The sequence below is a fragment of the Gluconobacter sp. GP1 genome (genome assembly GCF_032913585.1).
GTDB classification, from domain to species: domain Bacteria; phylum Pseudomonadota; class Alphaproteobacteria; order Acetobacterales; family Acetobacteraceae; genus Gluconobacter; species Gluconobacter cerinus.
In genome coordinates this window covers 685,602-704,394 of sequence record NZ_JASGXC010000001.1, presented here as the reverse complement: position 1 = coordinate 704,394, position 18,793 = coordinate 685,602, and the positions used below count along the sequence as shown (strand labels likewise).

Annotated in this window: 13 protein-coding genes; 3 read left to right on the top strand and 10 right to left on the bottom strand. The window is 53.2% G+C overall.

From position 1 onward, the window contains the following. Nucleotides 1-32 precede the first annotated feature (32 nt). The 6 genes from R5H23_RS03185 to R5H23_RS03160 are packed head-to-tail and all read right to left on the bottom strand — an operon-like array spanning nt 33 to nt 8,520. Nucleotides 33-695 (bottom strand): phosphoribosyltransferase, encoded by a 663-nt coding sequence (locus R5H23_RS03185; protein WP_317214327.1) that lies wholly within the window; start codon nt 693-695, stop codon nt 33-35. Further along, entirely contained in the window at nt 692-1,954 is a 1,263-nt protein-coding gene (locus R5H23_RS03180) for an amidohydrolase (RefSeq protein ID WP_317214326.1), read from the bottom strand. Before R5H23_RS03180 ends, R5H23_RS03185 begins: the two co-directional genes overlap by 4 nt. Beyond that, complete coding sequence (locus R5H23_RS03175) at nt 1,954-3,729, bottom strand: adenine deaminase C-terminal domain-containing protein (RefSeq protein WP_317214325.1); 1,776 nt, start codon at nt 3,727-3,729, stop codon at nt 1,954-1,956. The genes R5H23_RS03180 and R5H23_RS03175 overlap by 1 nt, the downstream gene beginning before the upstream one ends. Beyond that, nucleotides 3,722-4,798: a nucleoside hydrolase gene (locus tag R5H23_RS03170; protein ID WP_317214324.1), complete on the bottom strand. Its 1,077-nt coding sequence runs from the start codon at nt 4,796-4,798 to the stop codon at nt 3,722-3,724. The genes R5H23_RS03175 and R5H23_RS03170 overlap by 8 nt, the downstream gene beginning before the upstream one ends. A 13-nt stretch (nt 4,799-4,811) precedes the next feature. Then, the gene (locus tag R5H23_RS03165) at nt 4,812-6,164 is read right to left on the bottom strand and encodes an NCS2 family permease (RefSeq protein ID WP_317214323.1); all 1,353 of its coding nucleotides are present in this window, start codon (nt 6,162-6,164) and stop codon (nt 4,812-4,814) included. Nucleotides 6,165-6,168: 4 nt separating this feature from the next. Beyond that, on the bottom strand, nt 6,169-8,520 hold the full coding sequence (locus R5H23_RS03160; protein ID WP_317214322.1) for a TonB-dependent receptor domain-containing protein: 2,352 nt from the start codon (nt 8,518-8,520) through the stop codon (nt 6,169-6,171). 176 nt (nt 8,521-8,696) lie between these two features. Between R5H23_RS03160 and R5H23_RS03155 the strand changes: the two genes are divergently transcribed. After that, nucleotides 8,697-9,461 carry a GntR family transcriptional regulator gene (locus tag R5H23_RS03155; protein WP_317214321.1) on the top strand — a complete coding sequence of 255 codons (765 nt, stop codon included), beginning with the start codon at nt 8,697-8,699 and terminating at the stop codon, nt 9,459-9,461. Between the two features lie 70 nt (nt 9,462-9,531). Beyond that, nucleotides 9,532-10,176 carry an SCO family protein gene (locus tag R5H23_RS03150; protein WP_317214320.1) on the top strand — a complete coding sequence of 215 codons (645 nt, stop codon included), beginning with the start codon at nt 9,532-9,534 and terminating at the stop codon, nt 10,174-10,176. On the opposite strand, the gene R5H23_RS03145 is transcribed toward R5H23_RS03150, so the two are convergent. The 3 genes from R5H23_RS03145 to R5H23_RS03135 form a co-directional block, all read right to left on the bottom strand. Beyond that, a complete protein-coding gene (locus tag R5H23_RS03145) occupies nt 10,159-11,511 on the bottom strand; it encodes a PepSY domain-containing protein (RefSeq protein WP_317214319.1) in 1,353 nt (450 codons plus the stop codon). The two genes, R5H23_RS03150 and R5H23_RS03145, sit on opposite strands and share 18 nt — an antisense overlap. After that, complete coding sequence (locus R5H23_RS03140; RefSeq protein WP_317214318.1) at nt 11,511-13,850, bottom strand: TonB-dependent receptor domain-containing protein; 2,340 nt, start codon at nt 13,848-13,850, stop codon at nt 11,511-11,513. Before R5H23_RS03140 ends, R5H23_RS03145 begins: the two co-directional genes overlap by 1 nt. 516 nt (nt 13,851-14,366) lie before the next feature. After that, on the bottom strand, nt 14,367-15,695 hold the full coding sequence (locus R5H23_RS03135) for an oligosaccharide flippase family protein (RefSeq protein ID WP_317214317.1): 1,329 nt from the start codon (nt 15,693-15,695) through the stop codon (nt 14,367-14,369). Nucleotides 15,696-15,917: 222 nt separating this feature from the next. Between R5H23_RS03135 and R5H23_RS03130 the strand changes: the two genes are divergently transcribed. After that, entirely contained in the window at nt 15,918-16,859 is a 942-nt protein-coding gene (locus tag R5H23_RS03130; RefSeq protein ID WP_317214316.1) for a CDP-glycerol glycerophosphotransferase family protein, read from the top strand. Between the two features lie 9 nt (nt 16,860-16,868). Here R5H23_RS03130 and R5H23_RS03125 read toward each other — a convergent pair whose 3' ends face one another. Next, nucleotides 16,869-18,161, bottom strand: coding sequence for an NAD(P)/FAD-dependent oxidoreductase (locus R5H23_RS03125; protein WP_317214315.1), 1,293 nt, complete (start codon nt 18,159-18,161; stop codon nt 16,869-16,871). Between the last annotated feature and the right edge of the window lie 632 nt (nt 18,162-18,793).

Sequence of the window (18,793 nt, the reverse complement as noted above, 5' to 3'; positions counted from 1 at the left end):
TCAGATCCCACGTTTTTTTTGGAGAAGCTGTTCTAGGAAGCAGATTTCTGTTCAAGCCACCCATCTTGAACCCGCGCAAAGAGCGGAGACGAAAAGCAGCTTAGGACAGGAAAAGAAAAACGATCTTTCCAGCGATTACTCTGGGTCATGACACAAAGGGCTGCACAGGGGGAAACTCCCGCCGCAGCAAGAACATTCACGCCAGACGCGAGTGATTGTCCGGTGCTGACCACGTCATCAACAACGATGATCTTTTGTGCTGACTTTAGAAGTGGTAGCAGATTGGGGTCCAGATAAAGATTTTTGACGTTATCCGGGCTGGTAATGGACGAAAGTGGCGCAGACAGCGCGTCGTCATACCAGAATTTTCGAGACGTGCTTAATGGAACGTATCGCGCCAACCCGCATCCTTGGGCAACAGCGGCTGCCAGACCCAGGCCCAAGGTCGGCATGCCCACAATCAGATCCGGCTCCAGCGAACGAGCGATAGCCACCAGTTCACCACAGAGAACCTCCATGACTTCGAAGGATGTCTGGTTCACCAGCAGCGATGAGACTGCCTGGTCCTTGCTCGGAAGAACCCGCAGGGGAAGATCGAGGTGCCGATTTCCTATCTGAACTCTGTAGCGATCTGTGTATGGGGGCTTCAGCGCTACATCAGGAGCAAAAGTCTGCCAGAAAGGAAGCGTGCTCATGATGATAGCTCCACAAATCGAGAAAGCACCGTCACCGCTGTCTGCAGAACGGTTTCATCGAAATCAAACAGGCTGGCATGATGAGGCGCGGTAATGTCCGAACCAAAAAGACAATATCCAGCCTTGCCGCCCCGGTCCTGAACACGTTGCATCATGAACGTCGCGTCATCTCCGCCACCAATAGGCCAGCTTTGAACAATACTGCCGCCTTTGGTGAAGCAGACAGCGTCTCGCAAGCGTTCCATTATTTCCGGGTCAGAGGCGGCACTTATGGCAGTCCCGTAAACGTCGATTGTGGCTTCAACGCCCTGTGTCAGTGCTGCGCCCTGCAAGGTTCGTCTCGCGCTCGCAGTAAGGCGGCTAAGACCTTCATGAGTTGACGCCCGCAATTCAAGCTCGAGATAGGCATGGTCCGCAATGACGTTCCGCGTTCGGCCGGCCTGCAAAAGCCCCACATTAATTCGCGTGTCCGACTGGCCATCGCGGGGCAGAGCGTAGAGACCAGGAATGGCAATTGCCGCAGCAAGAAGGGCGTTACGACCTTCTTCCGGACACATGGCCGCATGCGCAGCTTGCCCCGTGAAGGTTACGTTCCACTTTTCAGCCCAGAGAAAGCCGTCTGCGGTTAATGCAATCTGCCCACTCGGTAACTGACAGCCGACATGGGTTGCGAGAAAAATGTCTACATCATCCAGAAGGCCGCTTGAGACTATAGGTTGCGCTCCTCGGCCACCTTCCTCTGCAGGCTGGAAAATAAGCCTGAGTGTTCCTTTCCATTCGGCATTGGGATGCGACAGTTTTTCCGCAACTGCCAAGCCAATTGCCGTATGGCCATCGTGACCACATGCATGCATCCGACCTTCGCATTTGGATGCGAAGCCATCCACAACAGGACGATGGTTCCCGGATGCGCTTTCGTGAACGGGGAGGGCATCCATGTCAAAGCGAAGGGCCAGAACGGGGCCTGCACCACGCTTGATTTCTCCACAGACAGCGGTCTGCCCATCTGGCATTTTTTCGAGCCAGTAAGGGGCGGCCCCATTTGCTAATGCTACATTTTGGGCGGAATGAATATCCTCTTGCGAGGGCAGTCCACGTACATCATCCATGCACATGATTTCGGGACCTACTCTGACAGAATATCCCAGTTCTGTCAGACGCGCTGCGACGATCGAGGCAGTACGGTATTCCAGGAATGCCGTTTCAGGAAAGCTATGAAGATCGCGCCGCATGGCTGTGACTTCAGAAGGAAATGTCATCAAATGGTCTCCATGACCATGTTCGTGATGATTTCGCCTGTCATGCCATCTGTAATGCCCAGATCTGTGACATGCGGTCCGGGATTACAGGCGAGAGATGCGCCTGTCACAAGTTTGATCATGGCAGTTGGGCCATCCCATGTTGTCGCTGCTGCGGCAGCATCACGTACTGCCGCGAATTGCTGACTGACAACATCCAGTTTTTCCGGAGATAGTAGGCCGCAGACGGGAAGTGGAACATGAGCGACAATTTGGCCATTTCGTGCAACGGCCATACCGCCGCCACTGGCTGTAAGAGTATTGGCCACAAGCGCCATATCCTCGGGGTTTCGACCGAAAACTGCGAGGTTGTGGCTGTCATGCAGGATGGTCGTTCCGATTGTAGCTGACCAGTCTCCCCACCCTTCAAGAACTCCAAGCCCGGGGGCGCTATTTTCTCCGTAACGATTGAAAACAGCCATTAGCGCAGTATCAGGCGGCAGCGTGATGTGACCGTCTTTCACATCGACGTCACGTTCTCCCCACTGGGTCGTCCGTGGAGTACGAACGGTCCGAATGCGGGCTTTGGAAGCGTCAGGTACGGGCACCTGAAAATCTTCAGATGTGACTAAAGAATGCTTCACGGTCTTGAGCGGGAGACCTGGAAGTTCGGCAGGAAGATCTACCAGAAATGTTCCGTGGGAGGCCGCATGGACGCCTGACGTGAACACTTCTAGGGGCGTGAAATCAGACAGGTTGTCGAAAATAACCAGATCAGCGCGGCGCCCAGCTGCCACCAAGCCAAGATCCCTACGTTCAAGGCGAATCGCTGCGTTAAGAGTGGCGCATCGCAGCACATCGAGCGGACGCATTCCCAGAGACACGAGGCATTTCAGGTGATGGACCATTCCGCCGCGGCGTGACAGGTCATCCGGGAAGACATCGTCTGTGCAGAGGGTAACGGTTTGAGGAACGCAGCCCAGTTCCTGAAAAGCGGCAACGGCTTCAGGTAAAATATTTTCGTGCGAAACACGCAGTTCCAGCGTCATGCCAGACCGGAGCTTTTCCAGGATATCGGCTTTGCTTGTCAGTTCGTGATCTGACTCAATGCCTGCCGCCATAAAAGCCTGGAGATCCTGGCCCTTGAGGTTCCGGGCGTGACCACACACAAATTTTTCACTGCTAAGGCCGGCACTGACGATGCTGCTCATACGGGGTGAGCCATTGATGACGCCGCGCATGTCCATCACTTCAGCAACGCCAATCACTTCGGGCCATGACAGCATTTCTGTCATGGCCGTAGCGTCAAAGGCTGCCCCTGATCGTTCCAGCCCGGGCGCAGATGGAACACAGGAGGGAGCTTCAACCAAGATGCGCAGAGGCAGGCCTTTGGTGGCTTCAATAGCCCACCGGACTCCGGCCAGGCCGCTCACATTCCCGATTTCGTGCGGGTCCCAGCAAATGGTTGTTGTTCCCTGCGGAACTACGGTTTGTGTGTAAACCCGAGGCGTGACCATCGAACTCTCGATGTGCATGTGAGAGTCAATGAGGCCAGGTGCAATAACTGCACCTGCGAGATCAAAAATTTTGAGAGCATCGTTTCGTTGGCCAGTTGGATGGGTGCTGGCAATCAGCGGACCCACTAATCCGACATCGGCGTCACGAAGCTCTCCGGTAGCCACGTCGGCAATTTTGCCATTCCGGAGCAGGACGTCAAATGGAGCTCGACCTGCTGCGGCATCCACCGCGCGTCTACGCAACTCAGGTGAGGTGAGAGGTACCGTTACATCAACCATGCGTATTCATCCGGTTGGCTGCATCGATAAACGTCTGAATGAAACGCGGCGTATCGACTGCTGTGACAATTTTGACGGGGCGCTCACCAATATGGGGGCGCGTGCTGTCAGGCCACACATGGGCATACCCGTAATTCGGGCCATGCGTCAGATCAACCGTCATGTAAGCCGTCACGCTTTGTGTAATCAGAGCGGGATCTACAGCGATCGCGGCAGCCAGTTCGTCCCACATGGGCTGCGGGTGGAAATAGTGCTTCAGGTAGTCTGACAGCGGTCCCGGACGCTGGGTCGCGCGATCGCGAATTTCTGATGTCATACGAATGGGGTTGGCGACCGAACCCACGGAGATGACTTCCGGAAAGGGAGCTTCCAAGGCGATGCTGGCGGCTTCCGGGTCAAACATGAAGTTAAAGTCGGTGTAGTAATCGGCGCTCTCTGTCACTTGGGAAAGATTGCCGTCCACGATGGCTCCCATGAAGACCAGCCTGCGGCAGAGCGAGGCGAAGTCAGGGTCAAGCTTGATGGCCAGAGCAATGTTTGTCATGGGGCCAGCCGCAAGGACTGTGACCTCATGAGGATGTTCATGCACCTGTTTAATCAGGAAAAGTGCGGCAGTTTCCCGGGAGACAGCACGGGTCGGCTGTCCTTCTTTCAGGGCTTTAACCGGAGGCTGGAGATCAGGAGCATCCCCGCGCCATGCACCTTTCCATGGCATTTTCCCGTTGGATTTCTCCCATGCCAGAAGGCGTAGACGTGAATTGACCAACGGTTGGGTCGCACCCGGTACGACCGGGAGCTTTGCTGGAGCAGACGCAACCTCCAGAAAGCGGGACAGATGGGCAACGGCCTCGTTTTCCCAGCCATCTCCTACGACAACCGTAAATCCTAGAAGCGTTATTTTATCCGGCTGACCCAGTAGTGGAATGACCGACTGGATGTTTGTTCCGCCCGGTCCGGCAAAATCATTATCGATAATGACGTAATTCGGAGCAGATGCAGCGTGCGCGTGAATAGGTGCCAAGGCGGAGAGGCCAGTCAGAAGAGCTGAAAGGCAAAGTCTGGGAAACATGGGAAATATCCTCTCAGCCATGGTGGCCGTGCATCTGGGCGGAAACGACGAAGAACATGATGAAAATTAGGCAAAGCCCCCACACAACTGGTGAAACGGCTCGGCCCCGGCCTGTGGCGAGAGCCATGGTCGCGTAGGAAAAGGTCCCTATGGCCATGCCGTTGATAAGGTTGCCGGTCAGCAGGGCAATGATGAACGTCAAAGCAGCAGGAGCGCTTTCTTTGAGATCTGACAGGTCCAGATGACGAACGCCCTGGAACATCATCATTCCCACCATAAGAAGCGATGGCGCTGTGGCCTGCGGTGGAATGATCATGAACAGGGGCCACAGGAAAAGTGCGGTGAAGAACCCTCCTGCTATCACCAATGCCGTCAGGCCTGTTCGGCCCCCTGCATGAACGCCGGTAATGGACTCAGAGTATACCGTTACAATTGACGTCCCCAGCATGGGGGCCAGAATACTGCCTGCTGCGTCCGTTATAAACGCCTCTCTGGCCCGCGGAATGCGACCGTCTTCGGACACCATTCCTGTAGCCGTTACAACGCCTAGCAGGTTGGCAAGCGTTCCAAAGAGTTCAGTGCACAGGAAAAAGAAGAGCATCGGCAGCACGTAGAAAATGTGATGCAGAAGGTAGAGCGGCTCAAGCTGAAACGCTGTCTCATGGGGCCAGCGGGGTAGGGCAAAAATATGCGCTGGCCAAGTGGTGATGGTTCCACCTTTTCCGTTGGGTAGGAAGAGCCCCACAATCGTTAGCGCAATAATCGAAATGATCAGAGATCCCGGCACCCGTCTGGCAACAAGGACAGGCGTGAGGATAAATCCAGCCAGTGTCATGAGCACTTTGGGGCTGGTAATCGGGCCCATGGTGACGAACGTGGACGGGCTCGGCACGACAAACCCAGAGTTGCGCATTCCGATGAACATAATCACCAGACCGACCGCAACCTGAATACCGATCCGAAGGGTGTCAGGAATGTCGTGGGCAATACGCTCGCGGATGCGCGTCAGGCTCATGACCATGAAAATCAGGCCCGTCAGGCAGACGAGGGCGAGGGCAGCCTGCCAGGGAACGCCCATCTGTTTGACCAGAATGATTGCAAAGACGACGTTTGATCCCATGGCGGGCGCCACACCAAGGGGCAGATTTGCCAGAAGGCCCATCAACGTCGTGCTGAAGACTGCAATCAGACATGTGGCACTCAGGACGCTTGCGCGGTCCATGCCAGCTTCTGCCATGATCATGGGATTGACTGCGACACAGTAGACCATGGCAGCGAAGGTTGTCAGGCCAGCGATGACCTCACGGCCAGCAGTTGTACCGCTGGCCGTGAGCCCGAAAAAACGATCCAGACGGGCTTGAAGCATCAGATCAAAGGTCAATCTTGGCCGTGACCAGAGCGGCGAAGCTTCCGGCGACGTAGTATGTCGGTGAACCCTGCGATGCGATGGTGCTGCCATAGATCCCACGTGCTGCGCGTGAGGATGCGGCGACCCCGGCGACACCTGACAGGTATTTGTTATCGCCAACATTCATGAGGTTCAGCCTGATTTCCGGGTGTGTATGGAAGATCTTAGGAGCCCGATAGCCGAAGTTCATGTCTGCGTTGACATACCCTGGCATGGCCTGGTCATTCATGAAAGTTGAGAACTGTCGGCCTACGTACTTGACGGCAAAGCCTGCGAAATATGTGCCGTCATCATAATCCAGTCCGACGGAAGCCTGCACACTTGGGCTACGCACGGCGGTTTTTCCGGCAGTGGGCAGGTAATCCGATCCGACCTGATAGTTATTATCGATCGTCGCGTGCAGATATTCCGCCGAGACATATGGCCGCAGATGATGCCACGGACGTAGTCCAAGTTCGATGTCTACACCGCGGGACGTTTGGCCGCCCGCATTGATGTTCTGGGTGATCTGCGCGTTGTTAATCGTAACCTGCGTAGAAACCTGACGGTTGGTGAAGTTGTAATTGAAGAAGGTAATAGACCCACTCAGGATATCACCCTGATAACGGTATCCCAGCTCTTCCGAGATCGAATATTCAGTTTTCTGGGCAGGGTTTGCCTGCGTCGCCACTTTGCCGGTTGATGCACTGTACGTGTTGTAAAGCGCATTTAACGTCGGTGTACGGAAATTGGTCGCGACATCCGCGAAGATCTGGTTGTGACTGTCGATGCGATAACGAGCGCCAAGGTTTGGCGTTGCGACTGCCGCGTTCATGCTGGTGCGATACTGTGCGCCGGGGAGATAGTTGTAACCAATACGGGTCACCATGGACTCCTTGATCCCCGCTTCAACGCGCAAACGGTTGTGCAGTGCGTTGAACGTGTCGCCGAAGAACAAGGTATTGACGCGGGTGATGGTCAGGTTGTCATAGCTGGCAAGACGCGTGCCATCGGACAGCTTCACATTCCCCAGATATCCCCAGACATTCGCCGGGCCACCATTTTCTCCAACCGCACTGTAGGGATTGACCATGCGCTGCCTGGACCAGTCAAACCAGTATCCAAAGACAAGAGTATGCTTGCCCACCGTATAGTGCACTTTGGAAACAAGGCCCGGACGATAGACGTAAGGCGTGCCGAATGGCGTATACATCATCACCTTGTCATTGGTGGTGCCGTTACCATTGAGGTCGATGCTGTATTTCTGCGTGCCGGAATAGATGGCGTTCTCAGACAGAAGAGATGCCGAGGCGATCGTGCCTGAGTTCCAGTAAAAATATGGGGTGAAATCAAAGCCAAGCTTGTCATTAACCACAATATTCTGCGGCGCACTCAGGATCAGGACCCGATATGGGCTCTGATGGAGTTTCCAGTATTTAGTGTCCGTCGGTGAGAAATCTTCGGTGTAGTTGGCACCACGCCCATACTGCTGCCAGGCAGCCAGGGACGGGCTCAGATAAGCAACCTTCATGGAATCATCGAATGTCAGCGCCACGGTGCTGCGACTTCCATTGACCCAGTCTTTGACCAGTTTTGCATCAATGTGCTGCTTGTGATCGTCACCCGCGCCGCGGAAGTGCGGTTCTTCAAGATGAGACCAGGCGACGAAAGCCCGCATGCCAGTGCTGCCAATGTCACCGCTTTGAAGCCGGACATATTCGCGGTGCGTATTATAGGAGCCGAACGAGCCCGCAATCGTCGCACCCATTTTGTGTGACGGATCAATCAGGTTCATCGTCACGATCCCACCAGATGCACCAATGACCGGGGAGTCCAGATTGGCGGAGCCCTGCTGCATCGTCACTTCATTGAGGTTCTCGGAATCTACCCATTCCGTTGGGAACGCCATGTAAGACCCGATGTCGTTCAGAGGCGCGCCCTCAACAGTGAAGCCGATCTGGTCACTGTTCATGCCACGGATCGTCATGTTGCCGCTGACCATGCCAAAGGGGTCAGCGCTTGCGACATTGGCGCCTGGCAAGTTACCGAGCAGTTTGAAGACGTTGGGAGTAGGAGCCTGCTTGGCGATATAGGCCTGCGTGATCTCACTGCGTGATTTCGTGCCGTTCTGAGGAACCATGCGGCCACCAGCAACGGACTCTGCCGCCACCCGGATGACTTCAGGCCGGGAAGGAGCGGCTTTTACAGTCTTGCGCGTGGCTGGAGAATGGCGCTTCTCCCCGTCGTGTTTTGTATCTGCAACAGGAGCAGCGTAGGCTGCAACATAGAACATGTTGCCGATAAGGGCTGTACTCAGGAAGGTTGAAGCACGCATGGAAGAAGCTCTCAAACACTGCGGAGACGCCAGAAAGGCACGAAAATCCTGCAGACTGGCCACAAAACAGTGACTGAATCGGCAAAGACGTATTAGGTTGTTATAAGACGTCTTGGTATCGGGTTTTGATGCGCTCTTCAATCCAAAAGTGAAACGTTTTCTGGAATTTTTTCTCTATGCGTAACGCCGTCTTCTCGTCAGCCCTCGATACGAATGGCCCGACGCCGCTTTATCTTCAGGTCGGGCATCATATTTCCGGGCTGATTGGCAAGGACAGCCGTTTCATGGAGCGGCTTCCCTCTGAGGCTGAGCTTTGTCTGATGTACGGCGTAAGTCGCATCACCGTTCGGCAGGCGTTATCCTATCTGGCCGAGAGGGATGTCGTTGTCCGCCAACACGGGCGCGGGACCTTTGTGGGGGCCTTGCATCGTCCAGGACGCCAGAAAACCATCCATTCCTTCTTCGAAATTCTGGCTGGCAAAGGCTTAAGCCCTGAGATGACGCTTCTGGACTACCAGATGCGTCGCCCCCCAGAGGAGGTTGCCTCGGCTTTGTCGGTCAATGACGAGACATTGTTCATCCGGCGCGGCTATCGTTCCGAGGAAGGACCTCTGGGTGTGACAGAAGTTTTTTATCCGGGACGGCTTGCACCACTCGTAACGCCAGAACTTGCTGCTTCCCTGACATCGACAGCAATTCTTCGGGATATTTTCAAGTTCCAGATTGCTCATGCAGACATTTCCATCGGTCTGTCTTACGCGTCTCCGGATGTCGCTCAATGGCTCGATGTTTCCGAGAAATCCGCGCTGATGCGTATCAAGCGTGTGACAACATGCCTTGGAGAAGGTGTCTGTGAGTATAGCCGACTGCTCGTGACGGAAGGGACTGCAGATTTTCGTATCGGTGCGGATGGTGAGATGCTGAGCGAAGGCGTGCTTTGAGGGCAGGCCGAGGTCTGCCGCGTAACAAACATGTTGTGCATAGCGCATTGGCATTTGCTATGAATGCCCCATGAAACGGCGTCCGACCCGCAAAAAAAATCCTGCCAAGAGAGCTGCCGCCCCTTTGCGGCAGGACAGAAAAGCTCTTGTCTTGATTGTCAGCATTACATTCGCGTTGCTCGTGGGCGCTGCAGCATTCAGGACCTTCCTGACCTCACATCATACGACAGCAGTTGGCGGCCCTTATGCATTGATTGACGGGCAAGGACATCCCGTTAGTCAGTCAGATTTTGCAGGGCGTTATACTCTGATTTATTTTGGCTACACGCACTGTGTAGATGTCTGCCCCTTGACGCTTGAAACAGTTTCATCAGCTCTCGATGAGATAAGCGTGCAGGGTAAATCTGTGACTCCCATTTTCATCTCCGTTGATCCGACACGCGATACCCCGAAAGTCGTTGAGGATTACGTAGAGAATTTTTCCCCCAGGATTATCGGGCTGACAGGCACGGCTGACCAGCTTCAGCCTGTTATGGAAGCCTTTCACGTAAAGATGCAGCATCATTCTGGCATGGGGCCTGAATACCTGATTGACCACAGCTCGTTGCTCTATCTGATGGACGGTCGGAACCATCTGGTCGGAATGATACCGGTTGATTCCAGCGCACATCAGATAGCGACAGATTTAAAGCGTCTCTTACCTGCTCACTCGTGATGCTTTCAAACGCGAGAGCTTTCCAGCCACTGCTATGCAGATCAGAGATATGCCCAACTCGGGTAACAGAATGCCAAGGATGCAAAGCACCCCGATCGCAATCAGACCCATTTTAGACGATGGAAGAACGGGCGGCGCTCCAAATTCCCCGTCGGGCCTACGTTTAAGCCACAGGACTGTCGCGGCACAACTCATCAGCAGGAGGCCGAGGGCGACCAGAAGGTTGAGCAACTGGTTTGCCCAACCGAACAGATGCCCCTCATGCGCTGCAACGCCATATCCTATGACACGGTCAATGGCTGCCTTGTGAGAGAACGGTTCTCTCGCAATAATATGCCCGTCTCCCATCACTTTCACATTTTCTCTGAGAGGCCGGTTTTGGGCGTCGGATCTAATGGTCCAGACATCATCAGAGTTAGCCGGGGGGGTGATAAGAACAGGAGCAGCAAGGGACAGCTTTTCTGCTGTTCGGGTCACATTATTCAGGCCATCCAAGTTCACCTGTGACGGCATATCCTCTGACATGTCCATTCCGGGCATGTCTTCATGATGTGAGACCATCGGGTGGCCGGCTATCGTCTCTTGGGCCGGCACCGCTCCAATTTCCCAGTCTTTCACTGATGTGATGTGGCCGACAGTATTCTCGACAGAAAGAAGGGCATGTCCCCAGACATAAGACCAGGGAAGGCCCGATATCAGAAACAGTGTCAGCACGATGGAAACCCAGACGCCTGTCACAGCATGAAGATCCCTCCAGCGTGCCCGCCCAGTCTGAGTAAGGCGCGGATACAGCACACCAGCCAAGCCGCGTTGATTTCTCGGCCACCATAACCAGAGGCCCGATACCACAAGTACGATCGTCCATGATGCAACCATTTCCATGATAACTGAGCCCAGATTGCCCAGTAAAAGCTGCCCATGGAGTTTGAAAACCAATCGCTCAAACCGATCCTCTTCGAGCACGGTTTTCAGGACGGCATGGTGGTTCCGTTCCACATAAACTCGCACGGCCTCACCATCGGCACGATTGACCAGAATGCGGGCAGCACTGTGTGGGGACGTAGGAAGTTCGTATGCGAGAAAACTGCCACCGGGCACAGCTTTCAGAGCAGAATTGACGTCCTCCTGAGGCGATGAGGCTATTGCTGCTGGCAGGTGATCGTATTTCCAGTCAATCCATCCCTCAATTTGTGGTTTGAACAGGTAAATACTGCCTGTGAGACACAAAAGAGCGACAAAGGGGAGACAAAACAGTCCCGCAAAAAAATGCCATCGCCATACTGTAAGGCGGTCCGGGCCAAAGGAAGCCAGATAATGTTTTATATTCGTGCGCATCACAGTTTTATCCGTACGCCGCCGAAATATGCCCGGGGGGAGCCCGCATAAATCGATCCAGTGCTATTCATCAGTGTGGCTGCCGTCTCTTCTTGCCCGTTTGCCTGCAACTGATCGCTGATATTTGTAGCACCTGACACATAGGTCTGGTTTGTGGCGTTCTGTACTTCGAAATACCAGTGCAGGCGATGCGCCCATCCCATCCGCGCGGGGGGATCGTAATGCATCTCCAGATTTAGAAGGGCATATCCGGGCGCTTTCAGGCGATTGGCATTGTCTAGCCAATAGGCATCACGCCAGGTGACTTCTGCATATCCCCCAACGCCCTCTAAAGGGCCAGAAGGCTGATCGTAAAGGAAACGGGCGTTTAGGAAGTTAGGAATGACGCCCGGGATGTATTTTCCACTCCGGCTGAAACGCTTTGAGGCAGTGCTATCGGAAAGAACTTCCGTATAGTTTGTGTAGACCTGATTATCATAGGTATAGCTGAGCGAGATCCGTCCACCGGGCAGGGTATGGGGAAGAGGCTTCCAGTCAGCACCCAAAACAATACCTCGATGCTGTGAGGCAGGAGCGTTGAATGTATAGGCCCCAACAGCGTTGACGCCTGCAGACTGATTGACGAGTTCATTGTTGTAAAACTCGTAAAATCCTGTGACCTGAAGATGTGTTGTGGCTGTGGGGTGCCAATCCGCGCCGAGGTCAACTCCGACACTCGTCTGGCTCTTCAGTTGCGTATTATTTCCATATTGCCCTTGGGGCGTGATGAAGAAATTGGAAGATGACGGTGTGCCATAAGCCGTGCCAACGCGTGTATGGAAAGTCCAGTGTTCGCTCGGATCATAAATCAGAGCACCTTCAGGCGCGAGATTGAAGTAGAACCGGTTGGCGGTGACGTATTGGCTGTTCATGCCAGATGCTGAATATCCGTATAACGTCTCAGTGGCGCCGATATCTGAGTATGTACCTCCTAGTCCAACAACAGCATGCCAACCGGGTGCAAAGTGCCAGTCTTCCTGGAAACGTGCGCCGATATTTGACTGATGTCCGTAGGAAGCAGAACTCATGGCACCCCGCGTGGCACCGCCTAACGGCATGACGTTGTACGTCTGATATCCGTAGTCGAGATAATCAAAACCCAGTCCGCCGAATGTATCGAGGGATGTTGCCCCGATCCGGGCGTGATTGGTAACGTCGCTGCTGACGTTATAGGAGTTGTAGGGGCCTACGAAAGACGTTGGTGAGGTGGGTTGGTCTACGTGGCGCTGATCGTATGTGAACTGGTTGCGCCAGGTCGTCTGCTCGTTAAAATCATGCTCCCAACGAAGTCCTGTAACGGTACGGCGATCAAAGCGACCCAGACCAGCAGCCTCGGGACTCATAGTAACTTTGCTGCCATACCGGCCATTAACCAGCAGGTTGACGGAAGCGCACCCAGCGCGGGAATTGGATGTATTGTAACACCCATTCTGATAAGGATTTGCGCGATACTGGTTCAAAGACAGGCGAACAGGTAGGGACGCGTCTGTCACGTTGTTGACGAACTTCAGGATGAGACGGTCTGAAGATGTCAGATTGACCCGAAGTCGGACGTTTTCTGTTGACGTATTGTAGCGGCTGTTAGCGATAAACCCATTTCCACGGACATCGCTCGCGAATACCATAAGGTCATAACGCTGGTTACCAAGTCCGAGCGTCGCGTAGTTGTTGAACATACCGAAGCTGCCGAAATCCGATCCTAATTCCAGCCCGTGGATGTCCGTGCCCTTGCGGGTTCGGAAATTGATTGCACCATTGATCGCATAATTTCCGTAAAGGGTAGACGCCGGCCCTTCAAACACGTCCACCCCCTGATAAGCATGGGGGTCAATCAGATCGGCTCTTGCGGTGCCGTCTGGTTGCGTCATGGGAAAGCCGTCTTCCAGCACCTGCAGGTTCTTTAGCCCATAGGACTGCCGATCTCCCGACCCGCGGACAGAAACGACTGTATCACGCGGCCCATTGCCTTGGGTGAAACTGACGCCTGGAATGGTAACCACCATGTCCGCGACGCTTTGTCCCACCTGATTACCAAAATTGCTGCGGTCTGAACTGTAAGTCGTCTGCCCGGCCGGATGTGCCGTCGCCGGTGCATGATTGGCTGCGGTGACGGTAATAACTTCTGGTTTGGTAAGAGGTGAGGATTGTTTGGGGGGAGAGTGGGGTTTGCGCCGATTGTCTTTGAGAGACGTACCTCTCTCATGCCGGAGGGGGGCAGACATGGCAGGAGAGAAGCAGAGGACGGCGCAGGTCATCACGCCTGCAAGCAGGTGGGAAGAGCGATACATAGAGTGAGGCATTGGTCTGAACCTGGATAGACAGCACGAAAACCCGCATGCGTTTTGCAGGCGAGTGGCTTTTGCAGTTCAGATCAGACGGGAGGGCCCTGGGGGCATTGAGAGGTGCGTTCGGGACTAGGTGGCCCGCGAATTGGCGCAAACATCCAGACGCGGTGAACGAATGCCATGCTCAACGCTATGAGCGTGCAGAAAGCGATTGTTAGCTGGAAAAGATCCAGAGCATCAGACAGCAGGAACGCGTCGTCCTGTTGATTGTTCTGATGATGATGTGTGCCTGGATCGGACGAGGCATCCTGCGACGCACAGAAAATGCTTAATTTTTTGAGTTCGTTTAAGGAATCGTCAACGACTGACGACGTTGTTACAAGGCTACCAAACGTCAGGCGTGCCAATAAGGCAAGCAGCACCAAGGGCCAAAAGCCCAATAGATATGCTGAGTTCCTGATCCGGCGATCCATACCGGATGTGCTACTCTCTCTTTCCGGCTCTGACCAGATGGCTGAGTAAGATTTCCGTTCAAGGCCTGTTGGTGAGCGTATCAGAGAGTTTCTGGGCCTTTGCCAGCGCCTTGCTGGTTGTAATGGCAGAAAGCCCAAGGCCAAGAATTGCTGAAGCCACCATGCCTAAGGCGGCGCCCATAGTGCCAAGATATGGCATCAGAACAGCAAGCGTTGCGAACAAAACCCCCGTTCGAGCAATGCGAACCTGAAGTGCCCGGCCTGCGTGACCAGTCGCAATAAGGGCTGGTTCAAAGCTTACGCCTATAAGGTCCAAGGAGGCGGCAATGCCAAGCGTCACGAGCAGAGGGAACGCCGTTAAATAAGCATGTCCGGCCACTAACTGAAGAACCGGACGCCCCCCGGCCGCAAGCGCTACCGCGATAACCACGGTTACGACGATTGCAAGACCGGTCGAACGGCGAAGTAATAGTCTTATGTTATCAGCTTCCTGACTGGCATGGGCACGGGCAAGCTCTGGCAATACCGCTCGGGAAAACATTTCTGATACGCGGACAAGTGCCTGACTCAGCTGGTAAGCCAAACGGTAATGGCCTGCGTCAGTGGCACCTGTAAAAATACCAACAAGCAATAATACGATATTATTGCAGCCTGTCCCGATGATTGAATTCAGATTTGTAAGCCAGGTGAAACGCCAAATCCCCGGGTTCTCTCGCGGGGCTTGCCACCCTTGCCGGAGATCACTCATGCGAAGAGATCGTGGCATGGTCCACAGGACGCACACCCAGTAAGCGACTGCTGTTATAATATCGGCGATAGCCCAGGCGATAAGAAAGCCAGTGACTGTTGGATTCCACAAGGTTGCGGCAATCGCACCAATAAACCGTGCGATCGGGGTAACAGCATCAGCCATGGCTCCTACACCGAAACGGTCGTGCAGCCGCAACAGACCAACAGCGGTGGACCGGACTGACAGTAGGATAACAAAGCAGAACGCAAGTGCGGCATTGGACAGGGCGTTGGACCAACCAAGCAGTGGGCCCAGAAGAGTAACCCCGCCCCATGAAATGAGGCATCCGGCGATGCCCCCGGATACATCAAGGCCGATACAGAATCCTGTAAGGCGTGAAAGGGCGCTTTCATCCTGTGCCGTTACGTGACGCACGCCATACCGGATAATAATTTGCCACGTCTGAAAACTGACGAACGCAGCGATGGCCTGGGCTGTGCTGAACACAAGGGTGAACTGGCCAAAACCTTCGCTCTTCAGCGTTCGAACGGCCAGTCCCAGATAAATCAGACTCAGAACTGCGCCAACGCCTTTGCCTGCCAGGAGCCATGCAAGATTTGACAGCGTACGTTTCAGTAATCCGTTTTCTCGTGACATGGTATTCAATGGTGCTTGCTTACCAAATGAGAGAAAACTATATATTTAGACATGAAGAACGTTGCATTTCTGTACATTGCTGAATCTTATCAGTGTTATCACGCTGCGGCAATTGCGCTGGAATTAGCTCAATCTGACAAAGTCAATATTACAAACTTTTACAACGATCCGGAAACACCTTATCACCTAGAAAGAGTTCGTTACGCGGCTGGAGCTCCTGAAATGGAATATCGGCCACTACGTCGATCGTTACCGACCGCTGCGATGCAGTCCATCCGTATTCTGGGAATGTTCAAGGATATGGTGCTGCGCGATAATGCTGCGGAGCTGGATCGATACGATGCCATTGTGACGGTTGAAGATACTGTTGCATCCGCAAGGCGACTTGGTATTTCCTCTCCTCAATTGATCTATATTCCACATGGCTGCGGTGATCGCGCGCGTGGCTTCACCAGCGAAGTCAAAGCATTTGATCATGTTCTTCTGTCGGGCCAAAAATCGGCTCAAAGAATGCTGGAAAACGCGCTGATCAAGCCTGAAAATCATTCAGTGATCGGATCAGTCAAGCTTGAGACCTGCAAGCTCTTTCCCGATGTAACACGGTTCTTTTCCATTCAACGCCCTACGGTGCTTTACAATGCTCATAAGGCGAGGGGGCTGTCATCCTGGAAACGGTTTATTGAGCCTCTGCTTGAGCAGTTTTCCGAGCAGTCTGATTTTAATTTGATTGTTGCGCCCCACACAAAGATGTTCAGGCGGCGCAGACAATTAGTTCGAGATAGCTGGAACGGGCGAAGCAATTCTCAAATACTGATCGACACTGGATCTGAGCGCTGTGTCGATATGACGTACACGTCTGCTGCTGATATTTACGTAGGAGATGTGAGTAGTCAGGTTTACGAATTTCTGGAGACGCCTCGGCCGTGCGTTTTCCTGAATGCTCATCAGATTGATTGGCGAAACAACCCTGATTTTGCGCACTGGCACTTCGGAGATGTCGTGGATGACCCCAAGGATCTTCTAAATGTCATCCGCGCCGCGCCCGAACGCCATAGACTGTACCGTGACCGACAGAAAGAAATGGCTGACAAGTCGCTCGGCGATCGTTCTCCGGGGGCAGCGCGTCGTGGTGCAAATGTTATCCGAGGTCTCTTGAACCGCTAATGGCTGCGTTTAGTCCAGTCGCACAGAAGGCCGTACGAAACCCTCCACCCAATCCGAATAACAAGAGATCAGACCGCGATAGAGGCCAAAAATTTCGACTTGATGCTTTCTGTAAAGCATCAAATGTCCGAGCCTTGCTGACAAACCATGAGACACACCGCCACCCCACACGGTGCCTCCAGGGAGCGCTGCCCAGCCGTTGTATTTGCCCAAGGCGACAATGGCGCCCTTGTTATGGAAAATACAGGCTGGAACCTTCTGACCCTTTTCGATCCAGGCAGGTAGGTAACGTGCGAGATGCCGAGCCTGCTGTCGGGCAACCTGTGCGGTTGCGGGAAGGGGATCATTCTCGATGAATGAGCAGTCTCCCATGGCAAAGATCCTGTCATCTGCAATTGAAGACAGGTTTGGATTGACCAGAATTTGCCCAGTTTTGTTCAGAGCAAGTCCGCCATAAGTTGTCGTAACTTCGGGAGCCTTTACACCTGCAGCCCAGACCCGAAGTTTTGCCGAGACTTGAGAGCCATCCTTCAGAATAAATCCTGTTGAGTTTGCTCCCGCAACGCGAGCTGATGTTCGAACCGTTACCCCAATCCGTTCCAGTTCCTGTTGGGCGGCTGCGGACACTGATTCCGGAAAGGCTGGAAGAATACGTGGCCCTGACTGGAGGAGTGTGACACGCAGTTTTGGTGGCGGTTTGCCAAAAGCATGGAGGTTATAAGGCCCGACTATTTCGAGTGCTTTGTGTAACTCTGCGGCGAGTTGGGTGCCCGTTGCTCCGCCGCCAACAATAGCGATATCCAGTTCCGAATTATTCGCGAATGATCGTAGAAGCTCCATTCGAAATTTTTCATTGAAAGCATTTGCTTCGACCAGATTATCAATGGAAAGACAGTGTTCCTTGACGCCTGGTGTGCCGAAATCATTGGCGCAACTGCCAATAGCGATGACTATGGTGTCATACTTAATAGTTCGGCTTTCCAATACCACCGTCCCATCGGAAGCATGAAGAGGGCTGAGGACAACTTCATGCTTTTCTCGATCAAGTGATACAACTTCTCCAGGCCAGAACTCGAAATGATGGCCGCTGGCCTGAGTGATGAAATTGATACGGTCGTTTTCGTTTCCCACTGTGCCTGACGCAAAGCAGTGGAGCATTGGTTTCCAAACATGGGAAAAGCTTTTGTCGATCAGCGTGATGCGGGCCTTTCCCGGTTTTCCCATGGTTTTTCCAAGCCGCGTCGCGAGGGCCAAGCCTGCAACACCACCACCAACAATCAGAATTTCAGATTTAGACGCCATTGATTTTCTCGCCCCCTTTATAGGAGTCAGGCACAAGGAAGTGATACAGAACATTTCCGGGGAGAGTAGAAGCCGGATGAACTGGCCACAAACGTTGTGGTGGACATTAGAATTTTTTGAAATTCTAGAAAGTAATATTCTGGTGATTTCATATTTATGGCGTGAGGCTTATTGCGGACACACAATTATTTACTTTGATTAAATCGAAATACAAACCTATTTTTTTTGATAAAATATATGTGAAATTAGAATATATATTTCTATTATTTGCGATTATTTTTGTGCAAATTCATCGTGGGTGATTGTTTTATCGATAAAAGACAGCATTCTTTTCCGTCTTTGACTGTGCAAAGGGTTGCCTGTCTTTCCTTCCAAAGGAAACATGTCGCGAGAATGATTTCCCTGATTCAAAAATCATACATCTTCGTTTTTCTACAGGCAGCGCTCTCATGCTGAAGCGAGGAGGATTATCTTTTGAGTGGAGCAAACGACTAATGAAAAACGATGGATGCATCGTTTTCTAAGTCATCCATGAGCTTCAAAATTGTGGTGTGTGTGAACCCAAATAGGGCTTTGAGAGGGGCTTTATCCGCTCTTGATTAAGTTTTTCGCCTAAACAATCTTGGCATTGT

Excerpts from the sequence above, each read along its gene's own strand:
- R5H23_RS03135 (WP_317214317.1), bottom strand. The coding sequence starts at position 15,695 with ATGTCACGAGAAAACGGATTACTGAAACGTACGCTGTCAAATCTTGCA.
- R5H23_RS03170 (WP_317214324.1), bottom strand. The coding sequence starts at position 4,798 with ATGTTTCCCAGACTTTGCCTTTCAGCTCTTCTGACTGGCCTCTCCGCC.
- R5H23_RS03180 (WP_317214326.1), bottom strand. The coding sequence starts at position 1,954 with ATGACATTTCCTTCTGAAGTCACAGCCATGCGGCGCGATCTTCATAGC.
- R5H23_RS03155 (WP_317214321.1), top strand. The coding sequence starts at position 8,697 with ATGCGTAACGCCGTCTTCTCGTCAGCCCTCGATACGAATGGCCCGACG.
- R5H23_RS03175 (WP_317214325.1), bottom strand. The coding sequence starts at position 3,729 with ATGGTTGATGTAACGGTACCTCTCACCTCACCTGAGTTGCGTAGACGC.
- R5H23_RS03165 (WP_317214323.1), bottom strand. The coding sequence starts at position 6,164 with ATGCTTCAAGCCCGTCTGGATCGTTTTTTCGGGCTCACGGCCAGCGGT.
- R5H23_RS03140 (WP_317214318.1), bottom strand. The coding sequence starts at position 13,850 with ATGCCTCACTCTATGTATCGCTCTTCCCACCTGCTTGCAGGCGTGATG.
- R5H23_RS03150 (WP_317214320.1), top strand. The coding sequence starts at position 9,532 with ATGAAACGGCGTCCGACCCGCAAAAAAAATCCTGCCAAGAGAGCTGCC.
- R5H23_RS03125 (WP_317214315.1), bottom strand. The coding sequence starts at position 18,161 with ATGGCGTCTAAATCTGAAATTCTGATTGTTGGTGGTGGTGTTGCAGGC.
- R5H23_RS03145 (WP_317214319.1), bottom strand. The coding sequence starts at position 11,511 with ATGCGCACGAATATAAAACATTATCTGGCTTCCTTTGGCCCGGACCGC.
- R5H23_RS03130 (WP_317214316.1), top strand. The coding sequence starts at position 15,918 with ATGGAATATCGGCCACTACGTCGATCGTTACCGACCGCTGCGATGCAG.
- R5H23_RS03185 (WP_317214327.1), bottom strand. The coding sequence starts at position 695 with ATGAGCACGCTTCCTTTCTGGCAGACTTTTGCTCCTGATGTAGCGCTG.
- R5H23_RS03160 (WP_317214322.1), bottom strand. The coding sequence starts at position 8,520 with ATGCGTGCTTCAACCTTCCTGAGTACAGCCCTTATCGGCAACATGTTC.